The 22,470-nt window shown below is 73.8% G+C and carries 22 protein-coding genes; 20 read left to right on the forward strand and 2 right to left on the reverse strand.

Translation table 11 applies throughout. The annotated features are described in order from the left end of the window. From RM779_RS07150 to RM779_RS07170, 5 genes are all read left to right on the forward strand, one after another. Complete coding sequence (locus RM779_RS07150; RefSeq protein ID WP_311616995.1) at positions 1–861, forward strand: ABC transporter ATP-binding protein; 861 nt, start codon at positions 1–3, stop codon at positions 859–861. Continuing rightward, positions 858–1,796 carry an ABC transporter permease gene (locus RM779_RS07155; protein ID WP_311616808.1) on the forward strand — a complete coding sequence of 313 codons (939 nt, stop codon included), beginning with the start codon at positions 858–860 and terminating at the stop codon, positions 1,794–1,796. Before RM779_RS07150 ends, RM779_RS07155 begins: the two co-directional genes overlap by 4 nt. A 91-nt stretch (positions 1,797–1,887) precedes the next feature. Beyond that, complete coding sequence (locus tag RM779_RS07160; RefSeq protein WP_311616809.1) at positions 1,888–2,538, forward strand: helix-turn-helix domain-containing protein; 651 nt, start codon at positions 1,888–1,890, stop codon at positions 2,536–2,538. Further along, positions 2,535–2,699: a DUF6126 family protein gene (locus RM779_RS07165; RefSeq protein ID WP_311616810.1), complete on the forward strand. Its 165-nt coding sequence runs from the start codon at positions 2,535–2,537 to the stop codon at positions 2,697–2,699. The genes RM779_RS07160 and RM779_RS07165 overlap by 4 nt, the downstream gene beginning before the upstream one ends. 74 nt (positions 2,700–2,773) lie before the next feature. Continuing rightward, a complete protein-coding gene (locus tag RM779_RS07170) occupies positions 2,774–3,214 on the forward strand; it encodes an SRPBCC family protein (RefSeq protein WP_311616811.1) in 441 nt (146 codons plus the stop codon). Positions 3,215–3,221: 7 nt separating this feature from the next. On the opposite strand, the gene RM779_RS07175 is transcribed toward RM779_RS07170, so the two are convergent. Then, positions 3,222–4,007, reverse strand: a complete 786-nt coding sequence (locus tag RM779_RS07175; protein ID WP_311616812.1) for an NAD(P)H-dependent oxidoreductase — start codon at positions 4,005–4,007, stop codon at positions 3,222–3,224. A 111-nt stretch (positions 4,008–4,118) separates the two neighbouring features. Between RM779_RS07175 and RM779_RS07180 the strand changes: the two genes are divergently transcribed. The 15 genes from RM779_RS07180 (at position 4,119) to RM779_RS07250 (ending at position 21,576) form a co-directional block, all read left to right on the forward strand. Then, positions 4,119–4,988: a helix-turn-helix transcriptional regulator gene (locus RM779_RS07180; RefSeq protein ID WP_311616813.1), complete on the forward strand. Its 870-nt coding sequence runs from the start codon at positions 4,119–4,121 to the stop codon at positions 4,986–4,988. A 92-nt stretch (positions 4,989–5,080) separates the two neighbouring features. Next, positions 5,081–7,657 (forward strand): ATP-binding SpoIIE family protein phosphatase, encoded by a 2,577-nt coding sequence (locus RM779_RS07185; protein ID WP_311616814.1) that lies wholly within the window; start codon positions 5,081–5,083, stop codon positions 7,655–7,657. Beyond that, positions 7,654–8,379, forward strand: coding sequence for a class I SAM-dependent methyltransferase (locus RM779_RS07190; RefSeq protein WP_311616815.1), 726 nt, complete (start codon positions 7,654–7,656; stop codon positions 8,377–8,379). Before RM779_RS07185 ends, RM779_RS07190 begins: the two co-directional genes overlap by 4 nt. An 11-nt stretch (positions 8,380–8,390) precedes the next feature. After that, on the forward strand, positions 8,391–9,227 hold the full coding sequence (locus RM779_RS07195) for a M55 family metallopeptidase (RefSeq protein ID WP_311616816.1): 837 nt from the start codon (positions 8,391–8,393) through the stop codon (positions 9,225–9,227). Continuing rightward, positions 9,220–10,608, forward strand: coding sequence for a M20/M25/M40 family metallo-hydrolase (locus tag RM779_RS07200; RefSeq protein WP_311616817.1), 1,389 nt, complete (start codon positions 9,220–9,222; stop codon positions 10,606–10,608). The genes RM779_RS07195 and RM779_RS07200 overlap by 8 nt, the downstream gene beginning before the upstream one ends. 16 nt (positions 10,609–10,624) lie before the next feature. Next, entirely contained in the window at positions 10,625–12,595 is a 1,971-nt protein-coding gene (locus tag RM779_RS07205; protein ID WP_311616818.1) for a S9 family peptidase, read from the forward strand. 99 nt (positions 12,596–12,694) lie between these two features. Beyond that, the gene (locus RM779_RS07210) at positions 12,695–13,111 is read left to right on the forward strand and encodes a CBS domain-containing protein (protein WP_311616819.1); all 417 of its coding nucleotides are present in this window, start codon (positions 12,695–12,697) and stop codon (positions 13,109–13,111) included. A 146-nt stretch (positions 13,112–13,257) separates the two neighbouring features. Next, complete coding sequence (locus RM779_RS07215; RefSeq protein ID WP_311616820.1) at positions 13,258–13,482, forward strand: LapA family protein; 225 nt, start codon at positions 13,258–13,260, stop codon at positions 13,480–13,482. 107 nt (positions 13,483–13,589) lie between these two features. Continuing rightward, entirely contained in the window at positions 13,590–15,557 is a 1,968-nt protein-coding gene (locus RM779_RS07220) for a DUF5107 domain-containing protein (RefSeq protein ID WP_311616821.1), read from the forward strand. 268 nt (positions 15,558–15,825) lie between these two features. Beyond that, positions 15,826–16,587 carry a DeoR/GlpR family DNA-binding transcription regulator gene (locus RM779_RS07225; RefSeq protein WP_077058064.1) on the forward strand — a complete coding sequence of 254 codons (762 nt, stop codon included), beginning with the start codon at positions 15,826–15,828 and terminating at the stop codon, positions 16,585–16,587. Positions 16,588–16,666: 79 nt separating this feature from the next. After that, positions 16,667–18,025 (forward strand): ABC transporter substrate-binding protein, encoded by a 1,359-nt coding sequence (locus tag RM779_RS07230; RefSeq protein ID WP_311616822.1) that lies wholly within the window; start codon positions 16,667–16,669, stop codon positions 18,023–18,025. After that, positions 18,022–18,990 (forward strand): carbohydrate ABC transporter permease, encoded by a 969-nt coding sequence (locus RM779_RS07235; protein WP_311616823.1) that lies wholly within the window; start codon positions 18,022–18,024, stop codon positions 18,988–18,990. The genes RM779_RS07230 and RM779_RS07235 overlap by 4 nt, the downstream gene beginning before the upstream one ends. Next, complete coding sequence (locus tag RM779_RS07240; RefSeq protein ID WP_311616824.1) at positions 18,987–19,889, forward strand: carbohydrate ABC transporter permease; 903 nt, start codon at positions 18,987–18,989, stop codon at positions 19,887–19,889. Before RM779_RS07235 ends, RM779_RS07240 begins: the two co-directional genes overlap by 4 nt. Then, a complete protein-coding gene (locus RM779_RS07245; RefSeq protein WP_311616825.1) occupies positions 19,886–20,875 on the forward strand; it encodes a zinc-dependent alcohol dehydrogenase family protein in 990 nt (329 codons plus the stop codon). Before RM779_RS07240 ends, RM779_RS07245 begins: the two co-directional genes overlap by 4 nt. A gap of 62 nt (positions 20,876–20,937) precedes the next feature. Next, positions 20,938–21,576 carry an anthrone oxygenase family protein gene (locus tag RM779_RS07250; protein WP_311616826.1) on the forward strand — a complete coding sequence of 213 codons (639 nt, stop codon included), beginning with the start codon at positions 20,938–20,940 and terminating at the stop codon, positions 21,574–21,576. On the opposite strand, the gene RM779_RS07255 is transcribed toward RM779_RS07250, so the two are convergent. Continuing rightward, positions 21,573–22,376, reverse strand: a complete 804-nt coding sequence (locus RM779_RS07255) for a methyltransferase domain-containing protein (RefSeq protein ID WP_311616827.1) — start codon at positions 22,374–22,376, stop codon at positions 21,573–21,575. The genes RM779_RS07250 and RM779_RS07255 overlap by 4 nt on opposite strands. Positions 22,377–22,470 lie beyond the last annotated feature (94 nt).

Raw genomic sequence — 22,470 nt, forward strand, 5'->3', positions numbered from 1 at the left:
ATGGCGTACGGCGGCCTCGTCGTCCTCCGCGGCATCGACCTGGACGTTCACCGCGGCGAGGTCTTCGCGCTGCTCGGGCCCAACGGCGCGGGGAAGACCACCACCGTCGAGATCCTGGAGGGCTTCCGGCGGCGCTCCGCCGGGGAGGTCCGCGTCCTTGGCGCGGACCCGGAGCGGGGCGGCGACGCCTGGCGCGGGCGCATCGGGCTGGTCCTCCAGTCCTGGCGCGACCACCGCCGCTGGCGGGTCGCCGAGCTGCTGACGCATTTCGCGACGTACTACCCCGACCCGCGCGACCCGGCCGAGCTGCTGGCCCTGGTCGGCCTCACCGACCAGGCCGGCCGGCCGGTGGACCGGCTGTCCGGTGGCCAGCGCCGGCGGCTGGATGTCGCGCTCGGCATCGTCGGCCGCCCCGAGCTCCTCTTCCTGGACGAGCCGACCACCGGCTTCGATCCGGAGGCCAGGCGCGAGTTCCACGTCCTGGTCGAACGGCTGGCCCGCGAGGAAGGCGTCACCGTCCTGCTCACCACGCACGACCTGGTGGAGGCCGAGCGGCTCGCCGACCGGATCGCCATGCTGGTCGGCGGCCGAATCCGGGTCTGCGGCACCCCGTCGGACCTGGCCCGGCGGGCCGCCGCACAGGCCGAGGTCCGCTGGACGGCCGGCGACGGAACGGCCCGCCGCGAACGCACGAAGGACCCCTCCCGGCTGGTGTGGCAGCTCCACCGGGACGCGGAAGGACCGATCGCCGACCTGGAGGTCCGCCGCCCGACGCTGGAGGACACGTACCTGCACATGGTGCACCGGGCGGACGACGGCACGGACGGGGCGGCGCCGGCCGGACGAGGGGGGCACACATGACGGACAAGGTGGACGCGGTGGACACGGCGGACGTGGCGGGCGTGAACGACGCACCGGGCGGGACGGAGGAGCCGCGCCGCCCCACCCGCCCGTACTGGCGGGCCGGCCTGCTCCGCGGCGGCATCGAGCTACGGCACCTTCTCCGCAACCCCAGGGAAATGTCCGGCCAGCTCACCAATGTGGTCGTCGCGCTGCTGATCGCCGCCTACGTCGGCGGCGATGTGCCCCGCACCGATACCCCGACGGCCCACCTGGTGCTCGCGGGCTTCGCCGCCTATCTGCTGTTCCAGATCGGGCTGATCAGCCTCCCGCAGATGCTTGTGACCGAACGGGAGGAGGGTGCCCTGCTGCGGCTGCGCGCCACGCCCGGCGGGATACCGGCCTATCTCATCGCCAAATGCCTGCTGGTGGTCGTCATGGCGGTCGGCAGCCTAAGCCTGCTCGTGGCGGCCACGGCGCTGCTGGTGGACGGACCGCTGCCGCGCGGTCCTGGCGACTGGCTGACGCTGCTGTGGGTCACCGCGCTCGGGCTGCTCGCCGTCGTGCCGCTGGGCGCGGCCCTGGGTGCCGTGCTGCCCAACCCGCGTGAGGCGCTGGCGTTGATCATGCTGCCCACGATGGGGCTGCTGTTCACCTCCGGAGCGCTGTTCCCGATCACCTCGCTGCCCGTGCCGGTCCAGCAGGTGGCCGCCGTTTTCCCGCTCAAGTGGATGGCCCAGGGCCTCCGTTCGGCGCTCCTGCCGGACTCCGCACGGGCCGCCGAGGCGGCCGGCTCCTGGGAGCTGCCCATGGTCGCCCTGGTGCTGACCGCCTGGGCGGTCCTCGGGTTCCTCCTCGCGGTCCCCCTCCTGCGCCGCGCCGCCCGCCGCGAGTCCGGCTCCCGCCTGACCGCGCGCCACCGCAAGGCGGTACAGAGCGGGGCGGTGCTCGCGTAGGCGGGCGATGCCCACCGGGTGGAATTTGCCTGTCAGGCAAAAATGGCGGCCGAAAATTGCCCGGCGGGAAAAGCTGTGGCTCAATCGGGCCATGCATCCCGAACGTCCGGGGGCGGCGGACGAGCTGCCCGCCGTCGCCGGCCGGCTGCGCCAGCAGCGCCGACGCGCCGGGCTGACCCTAGAGGCCGCGGCGGCCATGGCCGGCCTGTCCCCGGCCCACCTCTCCCGCCTCGAAACGGGACACCGCCAGCCCTCGCTGCCGATGCTGCTCGGCCTGGCCCGCACCTACGGTACGACGGTCTCCGGCCTCCTCGGCGAAACGGGTGCGGCGCCCGACCCGGTCGTGCGGGCCGGCCGCGTGCCCGCGCGCGAGACCGGCGGCTGGAGCTACCGGCGCGCCGGCGTGCCGGGGCGGGCGATGCAGGCGCTGCGGGTCCACGTGCCCCACGGCGGCGGGCAGGGCGACCTCGTCCGCGTGCATCCGGGCGAGGAGTGGCTGTACGTGCTGCGCGGCCGGCTGCGGCTGTTCCTCGGCCGGTCCGAGCACCTGCTCGACGAGGGCGACAGCGCCCACTTCGACTCGCTCACCCCGCACCGGATCGGCGCGGCCACTCCGGCGGGCGCCGAGCTGCTGTTCGTCCACACGCTGACGCAGAGCCCCACCACCGGGATGTGTCTCGGCGGGGACGCGCCCCCGCACGGAAACGCACCACCCGGACGCACACCACACAACGAGACGTGAAGGAGCACCACCTCATGCCGGAGGGCAGCGGCACCCCCCAGCGCAGGGTCAGGGACCGCATTCCGCGCGGTCTCTGGGTCCGCATGCTGATCTACGGCCTCGTCGGCCACCTCTTCGCCGGCTTCCTGGTCTTCCTCTTCTCGCTGGGCGCGAAGGGGTAGCCGCCGCGCAGCGCCGCCCCGCGGCACTGACACACTGGGCCGCCAGGCCCCAACGACAGCAGGAGAGGGTTCGCATGGCGCTGGTCGAGGTCGTCGCGCGGCGGGACATCAAGGCGGAACCGGACGATGTGTTCGACGCCATCGCCGACTACCAGGAGGTACACCCCAAGCTGCTCCCCGAGCAGTTCACCGACTTCGAGGTCAGGGAAGGCGGCGACGGCGAGGGCACCGTGATCTTCTTCAGGCTCCACGCCACCGCCAAGCGCGTGCGCGAGTGCCTGCTCGAAGTCACCGAGCCCGAGGACCGCAAGCTGGTGGAGTCCGACCGCAACTCCACCCTCGTGACCACGTGGACGGTGGGCGCGGAGAACGGCGGCTCCCGCGTCACCATCCACACGGCCTGGCAGGGCGTCGGCGGCGTCGGCGGCGTGTTCGAACGGATCTTCGCGCCCCGTGCCCTCAGCGGCATCTACGCGCAGATCCTGGCCAACCTCGCTGCCGAGATGGAGAAGTAGGGTCCGCTCAGCCGTCCCGGCGCAGATGCAGCGCGAGGCCGTCGGTCCCCGGCGCCTCAAGACCGGGACGCAGTTCGAGGGAGCGGGTGTAGTCGCCGTCCCGCAGCGCGCGGAACGGAAGAGGCTCCGCCGTGAACAGCGTCCGCAGCCGCTCCCGGTACTCCCGCTGTGCCGCCTCGTACGCCTCCTCGCCGAGGCCGATCGCGTGCCACACCACGAAGGGCTGGAGCACCTCCATCCCCGTGTAGTGCAGCAGCCCGTGGTGCAGCGGGAACAGCACGTCGTTCAACGGCCCGTGGATGCCGCGCCGTGAGAACGCCTGCTCCCTGGCGCCGATGGTCATGGACAGCATCGCCCGCCGTCCTGCCAGGGTGCCGTCGCCGTAACGGGGCATGTCCTTGCCGCCGTAGCCGAAGTTGTACGTGAACACCCGGTCGATCCACCCCTTCATGACCGCGGGCACCGAGAACCACCACATCGGGAACTGGAGGATCACCGCGTCGGCCCACCGCAGCTTCTCCTGCTCCGCCGCGATGTCCTGGGACAGCCGCCCCGCCGCCGTCGCCCGCCCGGATACGGCCATCACCTCCAGCCGGTCCGCGGGGGAGTGGTCGGGGAAGTCGTCCGCGTCCACGCCCGCCTTCCACTTCATCGCGTACAGGTCCGACTGCCGCACCCGGTGCCCGGCCGCGTGCAGCTCCTCGGCGGCGAACGCCGTGAGCGAGGCGTTCAGCGAACGCGGCTCCGGGTGCACGCTGACGATCAGCACGTTCTTCCGCTCGTTGTCGCTCATGTGATCCGTTGTGTCACACCCGCCGCGGGCGGGCCAGCACCCGCCGCTTCCGAAGGAACCGCGATCCTGGTACCGGCAGGACCAGGCAGGGGGCGGCGCATACTGGGTCGCATGGAGGACAACGGCCACCAGCTGGGCGCCTTCCTGCGGGCGCGCCGCGCCCGGGTGGCGCCGGAGAGTATCGGCATCGCGGGCGGGCGCCGCCGCAGGGTGCGCGGGCTGCGCCGGGAGGAGCTGGCGCAGCTCGCCGGGATCAGCGTCGACTACTACGTGCGGCTCGAACAGGGCCGCGCGACCGCGCCCTCGGCCGAGGTGCTCGGCGCGCTGGCGCGCGCCCTCGGCCTCGACGCCACCGAGCGCGAGCACCTGGCCACGCTCGCCGGCGCGCGCGCCCGCGGCACCGCCCCGCCGGGCGGGCCAGGGGCCGGGGTCGGCGCCCCGCTCCAGCGGATGCTGGACGGGATGGCGGGGCTGCCCGCCGTCGTCATGGACCACCGGATGACCGTCGTCGCGTGGAACGGGCTGGGCTCCGAGCTGTTCGGGCGCGTCGCGGAGCGGGACGCGCGCTGGCGCAACCACGGCAGGTACACGTTCCTCGACCCGGCCGCCCGCGACTTCTTTCCCGACTTGGACGAACGGTCGCGGGAGATGGTCGCCGTGCTCAGGCACGCCGCCGGGCGTCACCCCGACGACGCGGAGCTGACCGCGCTCATCGCCGAACTGTCCGCCGGCAGCCCCGCGTTCGGCCGGCTGTGGGAGACCGGCGACGTGCTGGTCTGCGGACGCGGCACCAAGCGGTTCCACCACCCCGCCGTCGGCGGGTTCCTGCTGGACTACGAGACGCTGCACCTGCCCCTCACCGACGGTGGCCCTACCGCACAGATGTACGTGTACAGCGCGCCGGAGGGCAGCGAAGGGGCCGGCGCGCTCCGCAAGCTCGCGGCGCGCACGGCAGGCGCGCCCGTGCCGGCCGCCGGCTGAACGCGCGGGCGCACGACCACCTTGGCCATCTCCTCCCGCCGCGCCCGCCCGCGGCGTACCGTGGGAACGCTCCCCGCCCGGAAGGAGAGACGGTGCCCGCCGACCCCGAACGCCCGCAGCAGGGGAGCCCCCACCAGCCCGCCCCGGTGCCCGGCCGTATTCCGCTCGCGGTGGTCGTCGTCGACGGGGCCGGCCGGGTCTCGCACTGGAGCCGCGGCGCCCGCCGGCTGTTCGGTGCCGACCGGGAGGAGGCCGTGGGCCGGCCGGCTGCGGAGATCATGCCCGTGTCGGGCATCGTCGACCGCGACGTCCCGCGGGACACGGATCGCGGACCCGGCGGACCCGGCGGACCCGGGGGAACCGGGGGAACCGGGGGGCCGTGGCGCGCCGCCACGGACGCCGCGGTGGGCCCGATGGACCCCGAGTCGCGCGTCGAGATCATCTTCGGTACGGAGACCACCGAGTTGGTCCAGCCCACCGCGGGCCGCTTCTGGACCAGGGAGCCGGACGAGGGCTGCGCCGCCCGCGACGTCCTGTGGTGGGTCTACCCGCTGCACGGCCCGGGCGCCGCGCGGGTTCTGGTGCTCGCCGCCGACGGGGGACACGTCGAGGCGACCCGCCTCGGCAGCGGCGAGCGGCTGATTCCCGCCTTCGCCCCGCACACGGACTTCCCCGAGGCGGACCGGCTGGCCAAGGAGCTGCCGCACATCCTGCCCGGCATGGGCACGCGGGACGCCGGCCGTATCGCGGCCCGCATACTCGAACTCGGCTATCCCGTTCTGGAGATCAGCCGCCACACCCGCCTGCCCGTCACCCCCGACTGGGGCGTGCCCCGGCGCGAGCCGCGCCGCCGGCCGCCGCCGGAGGCCGAGGGCGGGACGGGCACGGCCCGGGAGGCGGACGGCCCGGCCCAGGACCTGGAGTACGCGGCGGTCCGCGAACGCCTGGAGTTCCTCAACGAGGTCAGCGGCCGCATCGGTTCCTCCCTCGACCTCACCCGTACCATCCGCGAGGTCAGCGCGGCCGTGGTGCCGCGGTTCACCGACGTCGCCGGTACCTACCTGCGCGAGCAGGTCGTCGCGGGCGAGGGCTTCCCCGACGGGCCGCCCGACGCGAGGACCATGTGGCACCGCGTCGCCGTCGACCACACGGACGAGCCGGGCCGGTGGGACGACGTGATCCCGGTCGGCGAGTCGATGCCGTTCCCCGAGCACACCCCGTTCTTCCGGTGCATGTCGACGGGCGAGCCCGTGCTCGTGCCGCGCATCTCCGAGGAGATGGGCCACGCGATCGCCGCCCAGTTCGAGAAGCGGGACATCAGCCCGCTGATCACCCACCGTTCCATGCTGGTCGTACCGCTGAAAGCCCGTCAGGTCGTGCTCGGCTTCATGATCCTGCTGCGCCACGCCGAACGTCCCGAGTTCAACGACATGGACCGCGTGACCGGCGCGGAGCTTGCGGCGCGCGCCGGGCTCGTGCTCGACAACGCCCGCATGTACACCCTCCAGGAGAACGTCGCCGAGACCCTCCAGGACAGCATGCTGCCGCGCGTCCAGCCGCGCATGGCCGGCTGCGACACCGCCACCCGCTACCTGCCGGGCACCCGGCTCGGCCGCGTCGGCGGCGACTGGTTCGACACCATCAGGCTGCCCGGCTGCCGCACCGCCCTCGTCGTCGGCGACGTCATGGGCCACGGACTGAACTCGGCCGCCATGATGGGTCAGCTGCGGACCGCCGTGCAGACCATGGCCGCGCTCGGCACCGAGCCCGCCCAACTGCTGCGCGGGCTTGACGACTTGGCCCAGCGGCTCGGCGATCACTACCTCGCCACCTGCCTGTACGCCGTCTACGACCCGGTGCACTCCGTCCTCCGCGTCGCCAACGCCGGGCACATCCCGCCCGTGCTGGTCCGCGCGTCCGACGGGTCCAGCCGCCTGCTCGACCTGCCCACCGGCGCGCCGATCGGCGTCGGCCGGGTCCCGTTCACCACCGTCGAGGTGCCCGTCAGCCCCGGCGACCGGCTCGTGATGTGCACCGACGGCCTCGTCGAGGTCCGCGGCCAGGACATCGGCACCGGCCTCGCCGCCCTGTGCGAGTCCGCCGCCCACCCCGCGGCCGCCATGGACGACGCCTGCGACACCATCATCCGGGCCCTGGCCGCCGCCACCGCGCCCGAGGACCGCAAGGACGACGTGGCGCTGCTGATGGCCCGCCTCGCCGGCATCCCGCCCGAGGACGTCGCCACCTGGCGGCTGGCGGCGCGGCCCGCCCAGGTGCCGCACGCCCGCCGCCTGGTCCGCGCACAGCTGCGCCGCTGGCGGCTGGACGCCGTGGCCGACACCGCGGAGCTGCTCGTCGGCGAAATCGTCGCCAACGCCGTCAGGCACGCGGGGCCCGGCGGCATCGGGCTGCGCCTGGTGCGCGCCGACGCGCTGCTGTGCGAGGTCACCGACGGCTCACCGGCGCTGCCCGCCCTGCGCGAGGCCGGGCCGGGGGACGACGCGGGGCGCGGCCTCGCGGTCGTGAGCCGACTGGCCCGCGCCTGGGGCAGCCACCGCAGCGGACCGGGCAAGACCGTGTGGTTCGAGCAGAGCCTGGGCCCGTCCGGCACCGATCCGAGCACGGCCGGCAGCACGGCCGGCAGCACGGTCGGCAGGAGGAAGCGATGAGCGGAACCGCACGATCCGTCGATGCCTGGGACGGTTTCTGGCGCGCCGCGCCGGAAGACAGGGAGACCGTCTTCTGGGATGCGGCGCCCGGCCAGGTCGCCGCGGACCACCTGCCACACTTCGCACCGCATTTCGCCGAGCGCCTGCCCCTGGTCGACGTCGGCTGCGGCAACGGCACGCAGACCGCCTACCTCGCCCGCCACCACGACGGCCCCGTGCTCGGCATCGACCTGTCGGAGGAGGCCGTCGCGCGGGCCCGCCGCGCGGCCGGGCCCGCCGGGCCCGGCTTCCGGCAGTCGGACGCCGCCGATCCGGCCGCGGCGGCCGCGCTGCACGAGGAGCTGGGCGACTGCCACGTCTACCTGCGGGGCGTTCTGCACCAGGCGCCGCCCCCGGAGCGGGCCGCCCTGGCCGCGGGGCTGGCCACGCTGCTCGGCGCGCGCGGACGCGGCTTCGTGACCGAGCCGTCCGAGGCCGCGAAGGCCGAGCTGGCCGGGCTGATGCGGCGGCCGGAAGGACCGCCGCCGGGGCTCGCCTCGGTCTTCGAGCACGGCATCAGCCCCGGCGCCCTGCCGGAGGGCGAGCTGCCGGCCCTCTTCGCCGCGGCCGGCCTGTCCGTGCTGGACGACGGCACGCGGCCGTTCGCCACGACGGAACGCGGCGCCGACGGCGCGGCCGTGGCCCTGCCGTCGATCTGGCTGGTGATCGGCCGCCGCGGGTAACGTGGCGGCCCATGACCAGGATTCTCGTTTCGGCCGACATGGAAGGGGCCACCGGCGTCACCTGGCCCGCCGACTGTCTGCCCGGCACGCCCGAATGGCAGCGCTGCCGCCCCATGCTCACCTCCGACGTGAACGCGGCCATCGCCGGATTCTTCGACGGCGGCGCGACCGAAGTTCTCGTCAACGAGGCGCATATGACGATGCGCAACCTCCTGCTCGAACAGCTCGACGACCGTGCGCAGCTGCTGACCGGGCGGCACAAGGACCTGAGCATGGTGGAGGGAGTCCAGCGCGGCGACGTCGACGGCATCGCCTTCGTCGGCTACCACACCGGCGCGGGCGACGAGGGCGTGCTGGCCCACACCTACCTGGGCAACTCCCTGACCGGGGTGTTCGTCGACGGCGTCCGGGCCGGCGAGGGCCTGCTCAACTCCCTGGTCGCCGCCGAGTACGGCACCCCCGTGGTCCTGGTCACCGGCGACGACCGCACCTGCGCCGACGCCCGCGGCTACGCCCCGGACGCGCCCGCCGTCGCCGTGAAGGACTACGTCTCCCGCTACGCCGCCGTCTGCCGCACCCCCGCACGCACCGCGGCCGACATCCACGCCGGCGCGGCGAAGGCCGTGGCCCTCGCCGTCCGCCGGCCGCCCGCCGCTCCGCGGGAGCGCACCGTCGAGATCGAGTTCGACGCGGAGCACCTGGCCGGCGCGGCCGCGATCGTGCCCGGCGTGACGCAGACCGGGCCGCGCCGGGTGGCGTACACCGCCCCGACGATGTACGAGGGAATCCGCTGCTTCAAGGCGGTGACGACGCTGGTATCGGCAGCGGTGGAGGAATGGTATGGCTGAGCGGACGACGGCGGAGCACGGCGGGGCGGGCCCGGAAGCCCCGCCGCACATCGACGCGGTGGCGTGCGAGGAGGCGGTCCGCTTCACCTCGGACCTGATCCGCATGGACACCACCAACCGGGGCGGCGGCGAGGGCACCGAACGGGCGGCCGCCGAGTACGTCGCGGCCCGCCTGGCCGAGGCCGGCCTCGACCCGCAGCTGCTGGAGAAGGCCCCGGGCCGCACCAACGTGGTGGCGCGCGTGCCGGGCAGCGACCCCGGCGCGCCCGCGCTGCTCGTGCACGGCCACCTGGACGTCGTTCCGGCCGACCCGGCGGAGTGGCAGGTGCACCCGTTCTCCGGCGAGATCCGCGACGGTGTCGTGTGGGGCCGCGGCGCGGTCGACATGAAGGACTCCGACGCGATGGTCCTGGCGGTCGTGCGCGCCTGGGCGCGCGCCGGGGTGCGGCCCCGGCGCGACATCGTGCTCGCGTTCACCGCCGATGAGGAGGACACGGCGCAGTACGGCTCCGGTTTCCTCGTCGCGCACCGCCCCGAACTGTTCGAGGGCTGCACGGAGGCCATCGGCGAGTCCGGCGCGTTCACCTTCCACCCCGGCGACGGCCGCCGCCTCTACCCGGTGGCCGCCGGGGAACGCGGCACCGCCTGGCTGACCCTCGCCGCGCGCGGCCGCGCAGGACACGGCTCCAAGATCAACCACGAGAACGCCGTCACCCGCCTGGCCGCCGCCGTCACCCGCATCGGCGAGCACACCTGGCCGGTGCGCCTCACGCCCGTGGTCAGGGCCGCCCTGACCGAGCTGGCAGCCCTCTACGGCCGCCCGCTGCCCGATCTGGACACCGAGGACCCCGCCGCGCTCGCCGCCGGGGTGGACGACCTGCTCGCGCGCCTGGGCCCCGCCGCGGCGCTGATCGCGCCGACCGTCCGCAACAGCGCCAACCCGACCATGCTGGACGGCGGTTACAAGGTGAACGTCATCCCCGGCCGCGCCGGGGCCCACGTCGACGGGCGCGTCCTGCCCGGCGGCGAGGAGGAGTTCACCACGACCCTGGACCGGCTGACCGGCGCGGACGTCGACTGGGAGTACCTGCACCACGAGATCCCCCTCCAGGCCCCCGTGGACGGCCCGGCGTTCGCCGTCATGCGCGAGGCGCTCCGCCACTTCGACCCCGGCGCGCACGTCATCCCCTACTGCATGTCGGGCGGCACCGACGCCAAGCAGTTCTCGCGGCTCGGCGTCACCGGCTACGGCTTCATGCCCCTGCGGCTGCCGCAGGGCTTCGACTACCAGGCCATGTTCCACGGCGTCGACGAACGGGTGCCGGTGGACGCCCTGCACTTCGGTACCCGCGTGCTCGACCGGGCGCTGCGCGCGCTCTGACCCTTCAGGAGGACAGGTGACCGACCAGGTTCCGTACGGCAGGTGGCCCTCCCCGATCGGCGCGGACCTGGTGGCCGCGCTCGACGGCCGGCCGGAGTACGCCGGCTCGGTCGGCGAGGAGCTGTGGTGGACCGAGCCCCGCCCGGCCGAGGGCGGCCGCCGGGCGCTGATGCGCCTGCGGCCGGGCGCGGCCGCGGCGGAGTCGGTGCTGCCGCAGCCGTGGAACGTCCGCAGCCGCGTCATGGAGTACGGCGGCCAGCCCTGGGCGGGCCTGGACCGCGGCGCGGAGGGGCCGCTGGTCGTCTTCGCGCACTTCGCCGACCAGCGCCTGTACGCCGTCGAGCCGGACGCCGGTACGCCCCCGCGCCCGCTGACGCCGCCCGGGGACGGCACCGGCGGCCTGCGCTGGTGCGATCCGGTGATCCACCCGGCGTTCGGCGAGGTCTGGTGCGTGCTCGAAGAGCTGGACGCCGACGACCCGGACGCCGTGCGGCGGCTGCCGGTCGCGGTGCCGCTGGACGGCTCGGCCGCCGCCGACCCCGCCGCGCTGCGCGAGCTGGACGGCCCGCGGCACCGCTTCGTGACCGGCCCGCGCCTGTCCCCCGACGGCACCCGGGCGGTGTGGCTGGCCTGGGACCACCCGCGCATGCCCTGGGACGGCACCGAGCTGAAGATCGCCGATGTCGGTCCTGGACCGCGGCCCGCCTTCAGCGGGGTGCGGACCCTGATCGGAGGTCCCGAGGAGTCGGTCGCGCAGGCCGAGTGGGACCGGGACGGCACGCTGCTCGCGGCCACCGACCGCACCGGCTGGTGGAACGTGCACCGCGTCGCCCCCGACACCGGCCGCGCGGAAAACCTGTGCCCGCGCGAGGAGGAGTTCGCCGACGCCCTGTGGCGTGTCGGCAGCCGCTGGTTCGCGCCGCTCGGCGACGGCACGATCGCCGTCGTCCACGGCCGCGGCACCGCCGTGCTCGCCGTGCTCGACCCGGCCACCGGCGGCATCGCCGACGCGCAGGGCCCCTGGACCGAGTGGCAGGCGTCCCTCGCCGTCCGGGGCACCCGGGTCACCGGCATCGCCGCGGGGCCCGACCGCGGATACGAGCTGGTCTGCCTCGACACCGCCACCGGGCACTGCCGCACCGTCGCCGCGGGGCACGTCGACCCCGTCGGCCCCGCCCACCACGCGCAGCCGCGGCAACGGGTCTTCACCGGCCCTGGCGGCCGCGAGGTCCACGCCCGGGTCCACCCGCCGCACAACCCCGACGCCGCCGGTCCTCACGGCACCCGGCCGCCGTTCGCCATCTGGGTGCACGGCGGCCCGACGTCCCGTTCCGCCGGCATCCTCGACCTGGAGATCTCCTACTTCACCTCCCGCGGCATCGGCGTCGCCGTGGTCGACTACGGCGGCTCCACCGGCTACGGCCGCGCCTACCGCAACCGGCTGCGCGGGCAGTGGGGCGTCGTGGACGTCGAGGACTGCGCCGCCGTGGCGCGGAGCCTGGTCGCCGAGGGCGCCGCGGACCCGGCCGGGCTCGCGATCCGCGGCGGCAGCGCCGGGGGCTGGACCGCCGCCGCCTCCATCGCGCTGCCCGGGACCGCCGGCCTGTACGCGTGCGCGGCCATCAGCTACCCGGTGCTCGACGTCGCCGCCTGGGGCCCGGGGCTGACCCACGACTTCGAGTCCCGCTACCTGGACTCGCTGATCGGCCCGCCCGACGAGTCGGCCGAACGCTACCGGGAGCGTTCGCCCGTGCACCACGCGCACCGCATCACCACGCCGTTCCTGCTGCTCCAGGGCCTGGACGACCCGATCTGCCCGCCGGCCCAGGCGGAGGCGCTGCTCGCGGCCGTCGAGGGCCGCGACGTGCCGCACACCTACCTGACGTTCGCGGGGGAGGGCCATGGCTTCCGCCGCGCGGAGACCATCCGCACGGCGCTCGAAGCCGAGCTGGCGCTGTATCTGGAACGCTTTCCCGCCGCCGGCTGAGGGCCGGACCGCCGGTCGCTCACTCGGATGGCGGACCCCGGCGTCCCGGGAGACGATGGCGTGAGGACGTTCAGAACGACCGACCCGAGGAGGAACGTCATGACCACCGCCGCGGACATCATGAACCCGGGTGCCCAGTGGATCCCGGAGACGGAGACGCTGGACCGCGCCGCGCAGCTGATGCGCGAGCTGGACGTGGGCGCGCTGCCCGTCAGTGACACCAACGAGCGGCTGTGCGGCATCATCACCGACCGCGACATCGTGGTGAAGTGCGTCGCCGCGGGCCACGATCCGGCCCAGGTCACGGCGAGCGAGCTGTGCCAGGGCACCCCCCGCTGGATCGGCAGCGAGGCGGACATCGGCGAGGTGCTGTCGGAGATGGGCTCCCACCAGATCCGCCGCCTGCCGGTGATCGACGGCGACAAGCGCCTGGTCGGCATGATCAGCGAGGCCGACCTCGCACAGGTCCTCACCGACGACCAGCTCGCCGACTTCGTCTCCCAGGTCTACGCCTGAGCACCGTCCCGTCCTGTCACGGACGGACGGACGCGCGGCGCGGACCCCCCGGGCCACCCGGGGGGTTCTCCGTGCGCGGCCGCGGTGCCCGGCCGCGGTGCGCGGCTCGCCGGGCGGAAAGCGGCGGCCGCTCGCATCCTGGAAGCATGACCTCAAGCACCAGAAGCAGGCGCGGCAGCGAATTCTGGACGCCGGGACGGATCACCGTCGCCGCGGTCGCCCTGCTCACCCTGATCTTCATCTTCGAGAACACCCGCCAGACCAGGGTCAGGCTGCTGATTCCCGAGGTGACGATGCCGCTGTGGCTCGCGCTGCTCGCCCCCGGAGTCATCGGCGCCCTGTGCGGCTGGTACCTCGCGCGCCGCAGGTGAGGCCCCGCGTCCGCTGAACCCCGAACGCCGGTGCGGGCGTTGCCCTGTTGTTCACCGGGGCGACGCCGTGTTCCATGGTCATCACGCCACCGGCCACGGGAGGGACCATGGCACGCACCGCGACGACCATCCGACGCAGCACACTGACCCTGCCCGTCGCGCCCGTGGGCCCGGAGAACCCGCTGCCGCCACTGCTGCCCAGGGACGAGGCCCACCGCATCGACGAACGGCAGCGCGCCACGCTGCCGCAGGACATGGCCCGCCAGGTCGGGTACGCCCCGCTGACCACCGTGCTGCCCACCCGGCTCCTCGACGGCTACGGGCGCCGCAGGGCCCGTGCCGAGCTGGACACCGTCGTCATCGAGAACGACCGGCTGCGCGCCACCGTGCTGCCCGGCTTCGGCGGCCGGGTCCACTCCCTGTACCACAAGCCGTCCGGCCGGGACCTGCTGTACACCAACCCGGTGCTCCAGCCCGCGGACTTCGCGCTCAACGGCGCATGGTTCTCCGGCGGCATCGAGTGGAACATCGGCGCCACCGGCCACACCACCCTGTCCTGCGCCCCGGTGCACGCCGCCGTGGTGCCCGCGCCCGGCGGCGGCCGGATGCTGCGGCTGTGGGAGTGGGAACGGCTGCGGGACACACCGTTCCAGGTCGATCTGTGGCTGCCGGACGGCTCGGACCACCTCTTCGTCGGCGTGCGCATCCGCAATCCGCACGAGGCGCCCGTTCCCGTCTACTGGTGGTCCAACATCGCCGTCCCCGAGGACCACGGCACCCGCGTGCTGGCCCCGGCCGACGAGGCGTGGCACTTCGGCTACGCCAGGACGCTGCGCCGCATACCGGTGCCCGAATGGGACGGGGCGGACCGCAGCTACCCGCTGCACGGCGACTACCCGGCCGACTACTTCTACGAGGTGCCCGGGGAGGCGAGGAAGTGGATCGCCGCGCTGGACGGGCACGGCACGGGCCTGGTGCAGACCTCGACCGCGCGGCTGAGCGGGCGGAAGCTGTTCGTGTGGGGCGCGGGTCCTGGCGGCAGGCGCTGGCAGCGCTGGCTCACCGAGGAGGGCACGCCCGGCTACGCCGAGATCCAGGCGGGCCTCGCCCGCACCCAGCTGGAGCACGTGCCGCTGCCCGCCGGGGCCGAGGTCAGCTGGCTGGAGGCGTACGGGCCGCTGAGCGGTGACCCGGCGCTCGTGCACGGCGCGGACTGGGCGGCGGCCCGCGCGCACGTCGCGGAGCGGCTGGCGGACGCCCTGCCGCAGGCGCGGGTGGACGCGGCCTACGCCGCCTGGCTGCCCTGCGCCGACCTCGACCCGAAGGAGATGCTGCACACGGCGACCGGCTGGGGCGCCCTGGAAGTCGCACGCGGCGGCTACGAGCTGCCCGGCACTCCGTTCGACCCGGCCGCGCTGGGGGAGGAGCAGCGGCCGTGGCTGCACCTGCTCGACACCGGGCGGCTGCCGGAGGAACGCCCGGGGCCCGCGCAGCCGCCGGGGCCCGGGCCGGTCTCCGCGGCCTGGCGGGAACGTCTTGAGTGCGCGCCGGGCGGCCCGCTGACCGACTACCACCTGGGCGTGGCCCAGTGGCACGCCGGGGACCGCGCGCAGGCGGAGCGCAGCTGGCAGCGCGCGCTCGCCGCGGCCCCCACCCCGTGGGTGCTGCGCTGCCTGGCCGTGGCCCGCGCCGCCGCGGGCCACGCCGAGCAGGCCGCGGGGCACGCCCTGGCGGCGGCCGAGCTGGCGCTCGGCACCGTGGGCGTGCCGCTGCCCGCCCTGGCCGCGCTCGGCCGGGAGGCCGTGCCGCTGCTGCTCGCGGGCGGCCGGACGGCCGACGCGCGGCGGGTCTTCGACCGGCTGCCGGCCGGGATCAGGGAGACGGGCCGCTGCCGGCTGCTCCATGCCCGAATCCTGCTCGCGCAGGGCGAGACGGCCGCGGCCAGGGCGGTCTTCGACGCAGGGTTCGAGGTCGCGGATCTGCGGGAGGGCGACGAGTGCCTGAGCGACACGTGGGCCGAGCTGACCGGTGACCCGCTGCCGGAGCGCTACGAGTTCCGGATGCGCCCGGCCTGACCGGTGCCCGCTGCGGGCCGCGGCGTGTCCGCGGCCGACCGCTCGGACACGAGACCGGTAAACGGGCAGCGAACGGGCACCGATCTTGTCCGTTCGGGCCGGTCCACCGGTCGTCTGCCCGGTCGGCGACCTATCGAACGGTCATAACCGGGCGTGATCGTTCCCGGAGTATCCCTGTGCAGCGAGGGTTTCGCGCGATAGAACTCTGCCCACGGGCCCAACCGGGCAGAAAGAGCAGACAACCGGAACCGTTGTGAGGAGGCACGCCATGACGGCGGAGGAGCGCCAGCGCGCCATCGTCGGAGCCGCCCGGCGCTCGGGCGCCGTCGAGGTCACCCGGCTCGCCCGCGACCTGGGTGTCGCCAAGGAGACCGTGCGCCGCGATCTGCGCGTACTGGAAGCACACGGTTTACTGCGGCGGACCCACGGCGGGGCCTACCCCGTGGAGAGCGCGGGCTTCGAGACGACCCTCGAACTGCGCGCCACCCGGAACGTTCCCGAGAAGCGGCGCATCGCGGCCGCCGCCGCCGAGCTGGTCGGCGAGGCCGAGACCATCTTCATCGACGAGGGCTTCACCCCGCAGCTCATCGCCGAATCGCTGCCCAGGGACCGCCCCCTGACCGTGGTGACCGCCTCGCTGACCGTGGCCACGACGCTGGCGCCGACCGACAACTGGACGGTGCTGCTGCTCGGCGGCCGGGTCCGCGGCGCGACGATGGCGACGGTGGATCACTGGACGGCGAAGATGCTCTCCGGCTTCGTGATCGACCTGGCCTTCATCGGCGCCAACGGCATCTCGCGCGAGCACGGCCTGACCACCCCCGACCCGGCCGTCGCCGAGGTGAAGCGGCAGGCGGTGCAGGCGTCCAGGCGCCGGGTGTTCACCGGCATCCACACCAAGTTCGGCGCGTCGAGCTTCTGCCGCTTCGCGGACGTTCCCGACCTCGACGTGATCGTCGCCAGTACCAGTCTCAGCACCGCGGAGGCACACCGCTACTCCCTCCAGGGGCCGCAGGTCATCCGCGTCTGACCGGCCCCCGCCCCCCGTTCCCCGACACCCCCGCACGGGCAGTGCGGCCTCGCACGCCCGGAAACCAGGAGCCTCGACCATGCGCAGCCAGAGCCGACGCACCATGCGTGCCCTCGTCGCCAGCGCGGCGGCCGGCACCCTGCTCGCCGCCTGTGCCGGAGCCGGAGGCCACGGCTCCTCAGGCGACGACAGCATCAACGTCCTCATGGTCAACAACCCGCAGATGACCCAGCTCCAGGAGCTGACCGCGGAGCACTTCACGGAGGAGACCGGCATCGAGGTCAACTTCACGGTGCTTCCGGAGAACGAGGTCAGGGACAAGATCGGCCAGGACTTCGCCAACCAGTCGGGCCAGTACGACGTGGCCACCATCAGCAACTACGAGACGCCGATCTACTCCGCCAACGGCTGGCTCCAGCCGCTGGACGAATACCTCTCCTCCGATCCGGACTACGACGCGGCCGACATCCTGCCGCCCATCCAGCGCTCCCTGACCGGCGAGGACGGGCACGTCTACGCGCAGCCGTTCTACGGCGAGTCCTCGTTCCTGATGTACCGAACGGACGTCTTCGAGGAGCACGGGCTGACCATGCCGGACCGCCCCACGTGGGAGGAAGTCGCCGCGCTGGCCGCGGAGGTCGACGGGGCCGAGGAAGACATGAAGGGCATCTGTCTGCGCGGCCTGCCCGGTTGGGGCGAGGTGATCGCCCCGCTGACCACGGTCGTCAACACCTTCGGCGGCACCTGGTTCACCGCCGACTGGGAAGCCGCGCTCACCGAGCCGGAGTTCGTCGAGGCCACCGAGTTCTACGTGGACCTGGTGCGCGAGCACGGCGAGGCGGGCGCCGCCCAGTCCGGCTACGCCGAGTGCCTCAACAACATGGTCCAGGGCAACACCGCCATGTGGTACGACGCCACCGCGGGCGCGGGCTCCCTGGAAGCGGCCGATTCGCCGGTCCGCGGCAGCATCGGCTACGTGCCCGCGCCGGTGGAGGAGACCGAGAGTTCCGGCTGGCTCTACACCTGGGCGTGGGGCGTGCAGGGCGCCTCCGCCAACCCGGACGCCGCCTGGGAGTTCATCTCCTGGGCGTCGGGCACCGAGTACGAGCAGCTGGTCGGCGAGACCCTGGGCTGGGAGAACGTCCCGGCCGGCAAGCGGGCCTCCACCTACGACAACCCCGAATACCAGCAAGCGGCCGGCGCCTTCTGGGAGGTGACGCGGGACGCCATCAGCGAGGCCGACCCGCTCGACCCGGGCGTGCAGGAACGGCCCGCGCCGGGCGTGCAGTTCGTCACCATCCCCGAGTTCGCCGATCTCGGCACCCGCGTGTCCCAGGAGATCAGCGCGGCCATCGCCGGGCGGCAGAGCGTCCAGGACGCCCTGGAAGCCTCCCAGGACATGGCGGAGGAGATCGCGGAGGAGCACAGGAACCGATGAACACCACGACCCCCCGCCCATCCGCGCCGCCCGCCGCGCCCCGGGCCGCCGCCGTGCCACCGAAGAATCCGGGGCGGGCCAAAGCCTGGGCGACCAGAGCCCCGCTGCTGCCCGCGCTGATCTTCCTCATCGTCGTCACACAGCTGCCGTTCGCCGCCACCCTGGTGATCTCGCTGTGGGACTGGAACGCCCTCTACCCGGACGACCGCGCCTTCACCGGCTTCGGCAACTACGAGGCCGTGCTGCGCGACGCCGACCTGCGCCAGGCCGTCCTCACCACCGCCGTGCTGACCGCCACCGTGGTCCTGGTCAGCCTGGTGCTCGGGCTCGGACTCGCGCTGCTCCTCGACCGGCGCTTCCGCGGGCGCGGCCTGGTCCGCACCATGACCATCACCCCGTTCCTGCTGGTGCCGGTCGCCGCCGCGCTGCTGTGGAAGCACGTCCTGTTCAACCCGGAGTACGGCCTGTTCAACGGATTGCTGGCGCGCTTCGGTGACTTGTTCGGCTTCACCGCTCCACAGCCGGACTGGATATCCGACATGCCGCTGGTCGCCGTCGAGATGGCGCTGATCTGGCAGTGGACGCCGTTCATGATGCTGATCATCCTGGCGGGCCTCCAGAGCCGTTCGTCCGAACTGATGGAGGCGGCCCGCCTCGACGGGGCGGGCAACTGGCAGATCTTCACCCACCTCACGCTGCCGCACCTGCGCCGCTATCTCGAACTCGGCGGACTGCTGGGCTCCATCTACATCGTCCAGCACTTCGACGCGGTGTACACCATCACCGCGGGCGGTCTCGACACCGCCAACCTGCCCTATGTCGTCTACCAGGAGTTCTACCAGGCACAGGACTACGGGGTGGCCTCCGCGGCCGGCGTGCTGGTCGTCATCGGCTCGCTGCTCATCGCCACCTTCGCGCTGCGCGTGGTGTCCTCGCTGTTCCGGGAGGAGGGGAGCCGGTCATGACGACCGCCGACCTGAGGAGCGCCAAGACCGGCACCGCACGGCGGACCGCGGGGCCGCGGGCCGCCGCGCCCGGCGCGGGACGGTGGAAGGGGGCCGCGCTGACGCTGACCGCGTGGGTCGCCGGGCTGGCGTTCTTCCTGCCCGTGGCCTGGATGGTGCTGACGTCGCTGCACTCGGAGCCCGACGCGGCGAGCAACCCGCCGGCGTTCACCGCGCCGCTCACGCTCGACAACTACCGCGACTTCTTCGGCACGTCCATCTGGGAGGGCCCCTGGCCGCCGCTGATCAACTCGGCGACCGCCTCCCTGGCCTCCACCGCGCTGGTCCTGCTGCTCGCGCTGCCCGCCGCCTACGCGCTGACGATCCGGCCGGTGCGGGGCTGGCGCGACGTGCTGTTCTTCTTCCTGTCCACCAAGATGCTCCCGGTCGTGGCCGGACTGCTGCCCGTCTACCTCTTCGCGCGGAACATCGGCTTCCTCGATCACGTGTGGCTGCTCGTCCTGCTCTACACCTCGATGAACCTGCCGATCGCGGTGTGGATGCTCCAGTCCTTCCTCGCCGAGGTGCCGTCCTCCGTCATCGAGGCCGCCCAACTGGACGGCGCGCGGCTACCCGTGGTGCTGGGCCGCGTCGTGGCGCCCATCGTGCTGCCCGGCATCGCCGCGACCGCGCTGATCTGTTTCATCTTCAGCTGGAACGAACTGCTCTTCGCGCGCGTGCTGACCGGGATCAGGGCCGAGACCGCGCCGGTGTTCCTGACCAGCTTCATCACCAGCCAGGGCCTGTTCATCGCCCAGCTGTCCGCCGCCTCGATCGCCATCTCCCTGCCGGTGCTCGCCGCGGGGTTCGCCGCCCAGGACAAGCTGGTCCAGGGTCTGTCGCTAGGAGCTGTGAAGTGAAAGCCGCCCTTATCGAATCCGTCGGATCGGTCACCGTCACGACCGTTCCCGACCCGTCCCCCGGGCCGCGCGAGGTGGTCGTCAAGGTGGCGGCCTGCGGTCTGTGCGGGACCGATCTGCACATAAGAGAGGGGGAATTCGCCCCCCAGCTACCGGTGGTACCGGGACACGAGTTCGCCGGCGAGGTGGTCGCCACCGGGCGGGACGTCACCACGCTCGCCACGGGCGACCGGGTGGCCGTGGACCCCTCCCTGTACTGCCACGAATGCCGCTACTGCCGCTCCGGCCACGCCAACATGTGCGAGCGGTGGGCCGCGATCGGGGTGTCGGTCGCGGGCGGCGCGGCCGAGTTCGCGGTGGCGCCCGAGGCCAACTGCGTGAAGCTGCCCGAGCACGTCGACCCGCAGGACGCGGCGCTCATCGAGCCGCTGTCCTGCGCGATCCGCGGCTACGACGTGATCCGTTCGACGCTGGGCGCCCGCGTCCTCATCTACGGCTCGGGCACCATGGGCCTGATGATGCTCGAACTGGCCAAGCGCACCGGGGCAAGCGGCGTGGACATCGTCGACATCAACCCCGAGCGGCTGGCCACCGCGCAGTCGCTCGGCTGCTCGCGGGCGGCCGGCAGCCCGGAGGAGTTCGACCGGCCCGAGGGCTGGGAGTTCGTCATCGACGCGACGGGGAATGCGGCGGCCATCCAGGACGGTCTCGGCCGGGTCGCGAAGGCCGGCACGTTCCTCCAGTTCGGCGTGGCCGACTACGCGGCGCGCGCGACCATCGAGCCCTACAAGATCTACAACCAGGAGATCACCATCACGGGCTCCATGGCCGTGCTGCACAGCTACGAGCGCGCCGCCGACCTGTTCGCCGGGGGCGTGCTCGACCCGAAGGTGTTCATCAGCGACCGGCTGCCGCTGGACGACTACCCGCAGGCCCTCGACCGCTTCGCGGCCGGGATCGGCCGGAAGATCGTCGTCGTCCCGTAGGCACCCGCCGCCCGGAGCGCGGCGATTGGCCGCACGGCGCGGCCGCGGCTTGACTGGGGTGCATGACGATCCTCGCAGTTTTCGCCGCGGCCGTGACCCTCGTCGCGGCGGCCGCCGTCACCGGTGTGTTCTTCGCGTTCTCGGTATCGGTGATGCCCGGTCTGAACGCGGTCGGCCCAGGGGAGGCGGTCCGCGCGATGCAGAGCATCAACGCCAAGATCCTCAACCCCGCGTTCCTGGGCGCGTTCGTGGGCGCGCCGATCGCCGCCGCGCTCACCGGCGCGCTGCTGCTCCTGCTCGACCACCGTGCCGCCGGCCTCGCCTTCCTCGCCGCCGCGGTCGTGTACGTGCTCGGCGCGTTCCTGCCCACCGCGGCTGTCAACGTGCCGATGAACGACGCCCTGGCCGCGGTCGGTTCGCCCGAGGACCCCCACCGCGCCCGCCCGCGCCTGGGCCGACTACGCGCCGCGGTGGACCCGTTGGAACACGCTGCGCGCCGCCTTCGGCGGCGCGGCACTGCTGCTGGCGGCGCTCGGTGTGTACCTGTGGGGCAGCGCCGCGTCGTGAGCGGCATCCGGCATCCGGCATCCGGCGAGCGGCGAGGCCGGTGTTCACCCCACCCGTACGCCGGCCCCGACACCACCGACGCCACCGACGCCACCGACGCCACCGACACCAACACGGCCGCCGCCGCTGCCTAGCCGCGGCACAGTGCCTCGCCGTGCAGTACGGCGAACCAGGCGTCGGGGCGTTCTCCCCACGCGCGCCATGCCGCCGCCAACCGGCCGAGGTCGGCCGGGGTGGCGTGCCCGGTGGCCAGTGCCTGCCGTGCGTAGGTGGAGGAGGTGGTGCGCTCGGCCCAGCTGTCCGACCACCAGGTGCGGTCCTCGGGGGTGGCGAAGCACCACACCGAGGCCGTCGCGCTGACCTCGGAGAAGCCTGCCCGGCCGGCCCAGGACGCGAGGCGCCGGCCGGCGTCCGGCTCCCCGCCCCCGGACAGGGCGAGCCGCCGGTACAGTGCCAGCCACTCCGCGAGGCCCGGCACCCGCGGATACCACGTCATCGCGGCATAGTCGGCGTCCCGCACCGCCACCACCCCGTCCGGGCGGCACACGCGGCGCATCTCCCGCAGTGCGCCCACCGGATCGGTCAGGTGCTGGAGCACCTGATGGGCGTGCACCACGTCGAAGGAGTCGTCATCGAAGTCCAGGGCGTGCGCGTCCGCCGTCGCGAAGGTGATCCCCGTCAGCCCGCGGCCCGCTGCCTCCGCCCGCGCCGCGGGCAGGATCGACGGCTCGTGGTCGACGGCGGTGACGTGGCCGGGCGCGACCCGCTCGGCCAGGTCGGCCGTCAGCGTTCCGGGGCCGCAGCCGATATCGAGGAGGGAGAGGCCGGGGCGCAGCCGCGGCAGCAGGTGGGCCGCGGAGTTCTCCGCGGTGCGCCAGCGGTGGGAACGCAGCACCGACTCGTGGTGACCATGGACGTATACGGACTCCGGCATGCCGCACACCCTGCCCTGTGTCTCGTATGGCGGGCAACATCGTTCCGGTATGCGGACGTGTCACCGCATCGGCCCAATCGCGCGTACCGCACGG

Source organism: Streptomyces johnsoniae (assembly GCF_031845565.1).
Lineage (GTDB): Bacteria > Actinomycetota > Actinomycetes > Streptomycetales > Streptomycetaceae > Streptomyces > Streptomyces johnsoniae.

Coding starts and splice junctions, on each gene's coding strand:
- RM779_RS07155 (WP_311616808.1), top strand. CDS start 858: ATGACGGACAAGGTGGACGCGGTGGACACGGCGGACGTGGCGGGCGTG.
- RM779_RS07250 (WP_311616826.1), top strand. CDS start 20,938: ATGACGATCCTCGCAGTTTTCGCCGCGGCCGTGACCCTCGTCGCGGCG.
- RM779_RS07215 (WP_311616820.1), top strand. CDS start 13,258: ATGACCTCAAGCACCAGAAGCAGGCGCGGCAGCGAATTCTGGACGCCG.
- RM779_RS07200 (WP_311616817.1), top strand. CDS start 9,220: ATGGCTGAGCGGACGACGGCGGAGCACGGCGGGGCGGGCCCGGAAGCC.
- RM779_RS07150 (WP_311616995.1), top strand. CDS start 1: ATGGCGTACGGCGGCCTCGTCGTCCTCCGCGGCATCGACCTGGACGTT.
- RM779_RS07195 (WP_311616816.1), top strand. CDS start 8,391: ATGACCAGGATTCTCGTTTCGGCCGACATGGAAGGGGCCACCGGCGTC.
- RM779_RS07225 (WP_077058064.1), top strand. CDS start 15,826: ATGACGGCGGAGGAGCGCCAGCGCGCCATCGTCGGAGCCGCCCGGCGC.
- RM779_RS07210 (WP_311616819.1), top strand. CDS start 12,695: ATGACCACCGCCGCGGACATCATGAACCCGGGTGCCCAGTGGATCCCG.
- RM779_RS07255 (WP_311616827.1), bottom strand. CDS start 22,376: ATGCCGGAGTCCGTATACGTCCATGGTCACCACGAGTCGGTGCTGCGT.
- RM779_RS07160 (WP_311616809.1), top strand. CDS start 1,888: ATGCATCCCGAACGTCCGGGGGCGGCGGACGAGCTGCCCGCCGTCGCC.
- RM779_RS07180 (WP_311616813.1), top strand. CDS start 4,119: ATGGAGGACAACGGCCACCAGCTGGGCGCCTTCCTGCGGGCGCGCCGC.
- RM779_RS07175 (WP_311616812.1), bottom strand. CDS start 4,007: ATGAGCGACAACGAGCGGAAGAACGTGCTGATCGTCAGCGTGCACCCG.
- RM779_RS07235 (WP_311616823.1), top strand. CDS start 18,022: ATGAACACCACGACCCCCCGCCCATCCGCGCCGCCCGCCGCGCCCCGG.
- RM779_RS07190 (WP_311616815.1), top strand. CDS start 7,654: ATGAGCGGAACCGCACGATCCGTCGATGCCTGGGACGGTTTCTGGCGC.
- RM779_RS07170 (WP_311616811.1), top strand. CDS start 2,774: ATGGCGCTGGTCGAGGTCGTCGCGCGGCGGGACATCAAGGCGGAACCG.
- RM779_RS07240 (WP_311616824.1), top strand. CDS start 18,987: ATGACGACCGCCGACCTGAGGAGCGCCAAGACCGGCACCGCACGGCGG.
- RM779_RS07220 (WP_311616821.1), top strand. CDS start 13,590: ATGGCACGCACCGCGACGACCATCCGACGCAGCACACTGACCCTGCCC.
- RM779_RS07230 (WP_311616822.1), top strand. CDS start 16,667: ATGCGCAGCCAGAGCCGACGCACCATGCGTGCCCTCGTCGCCAGCGCG.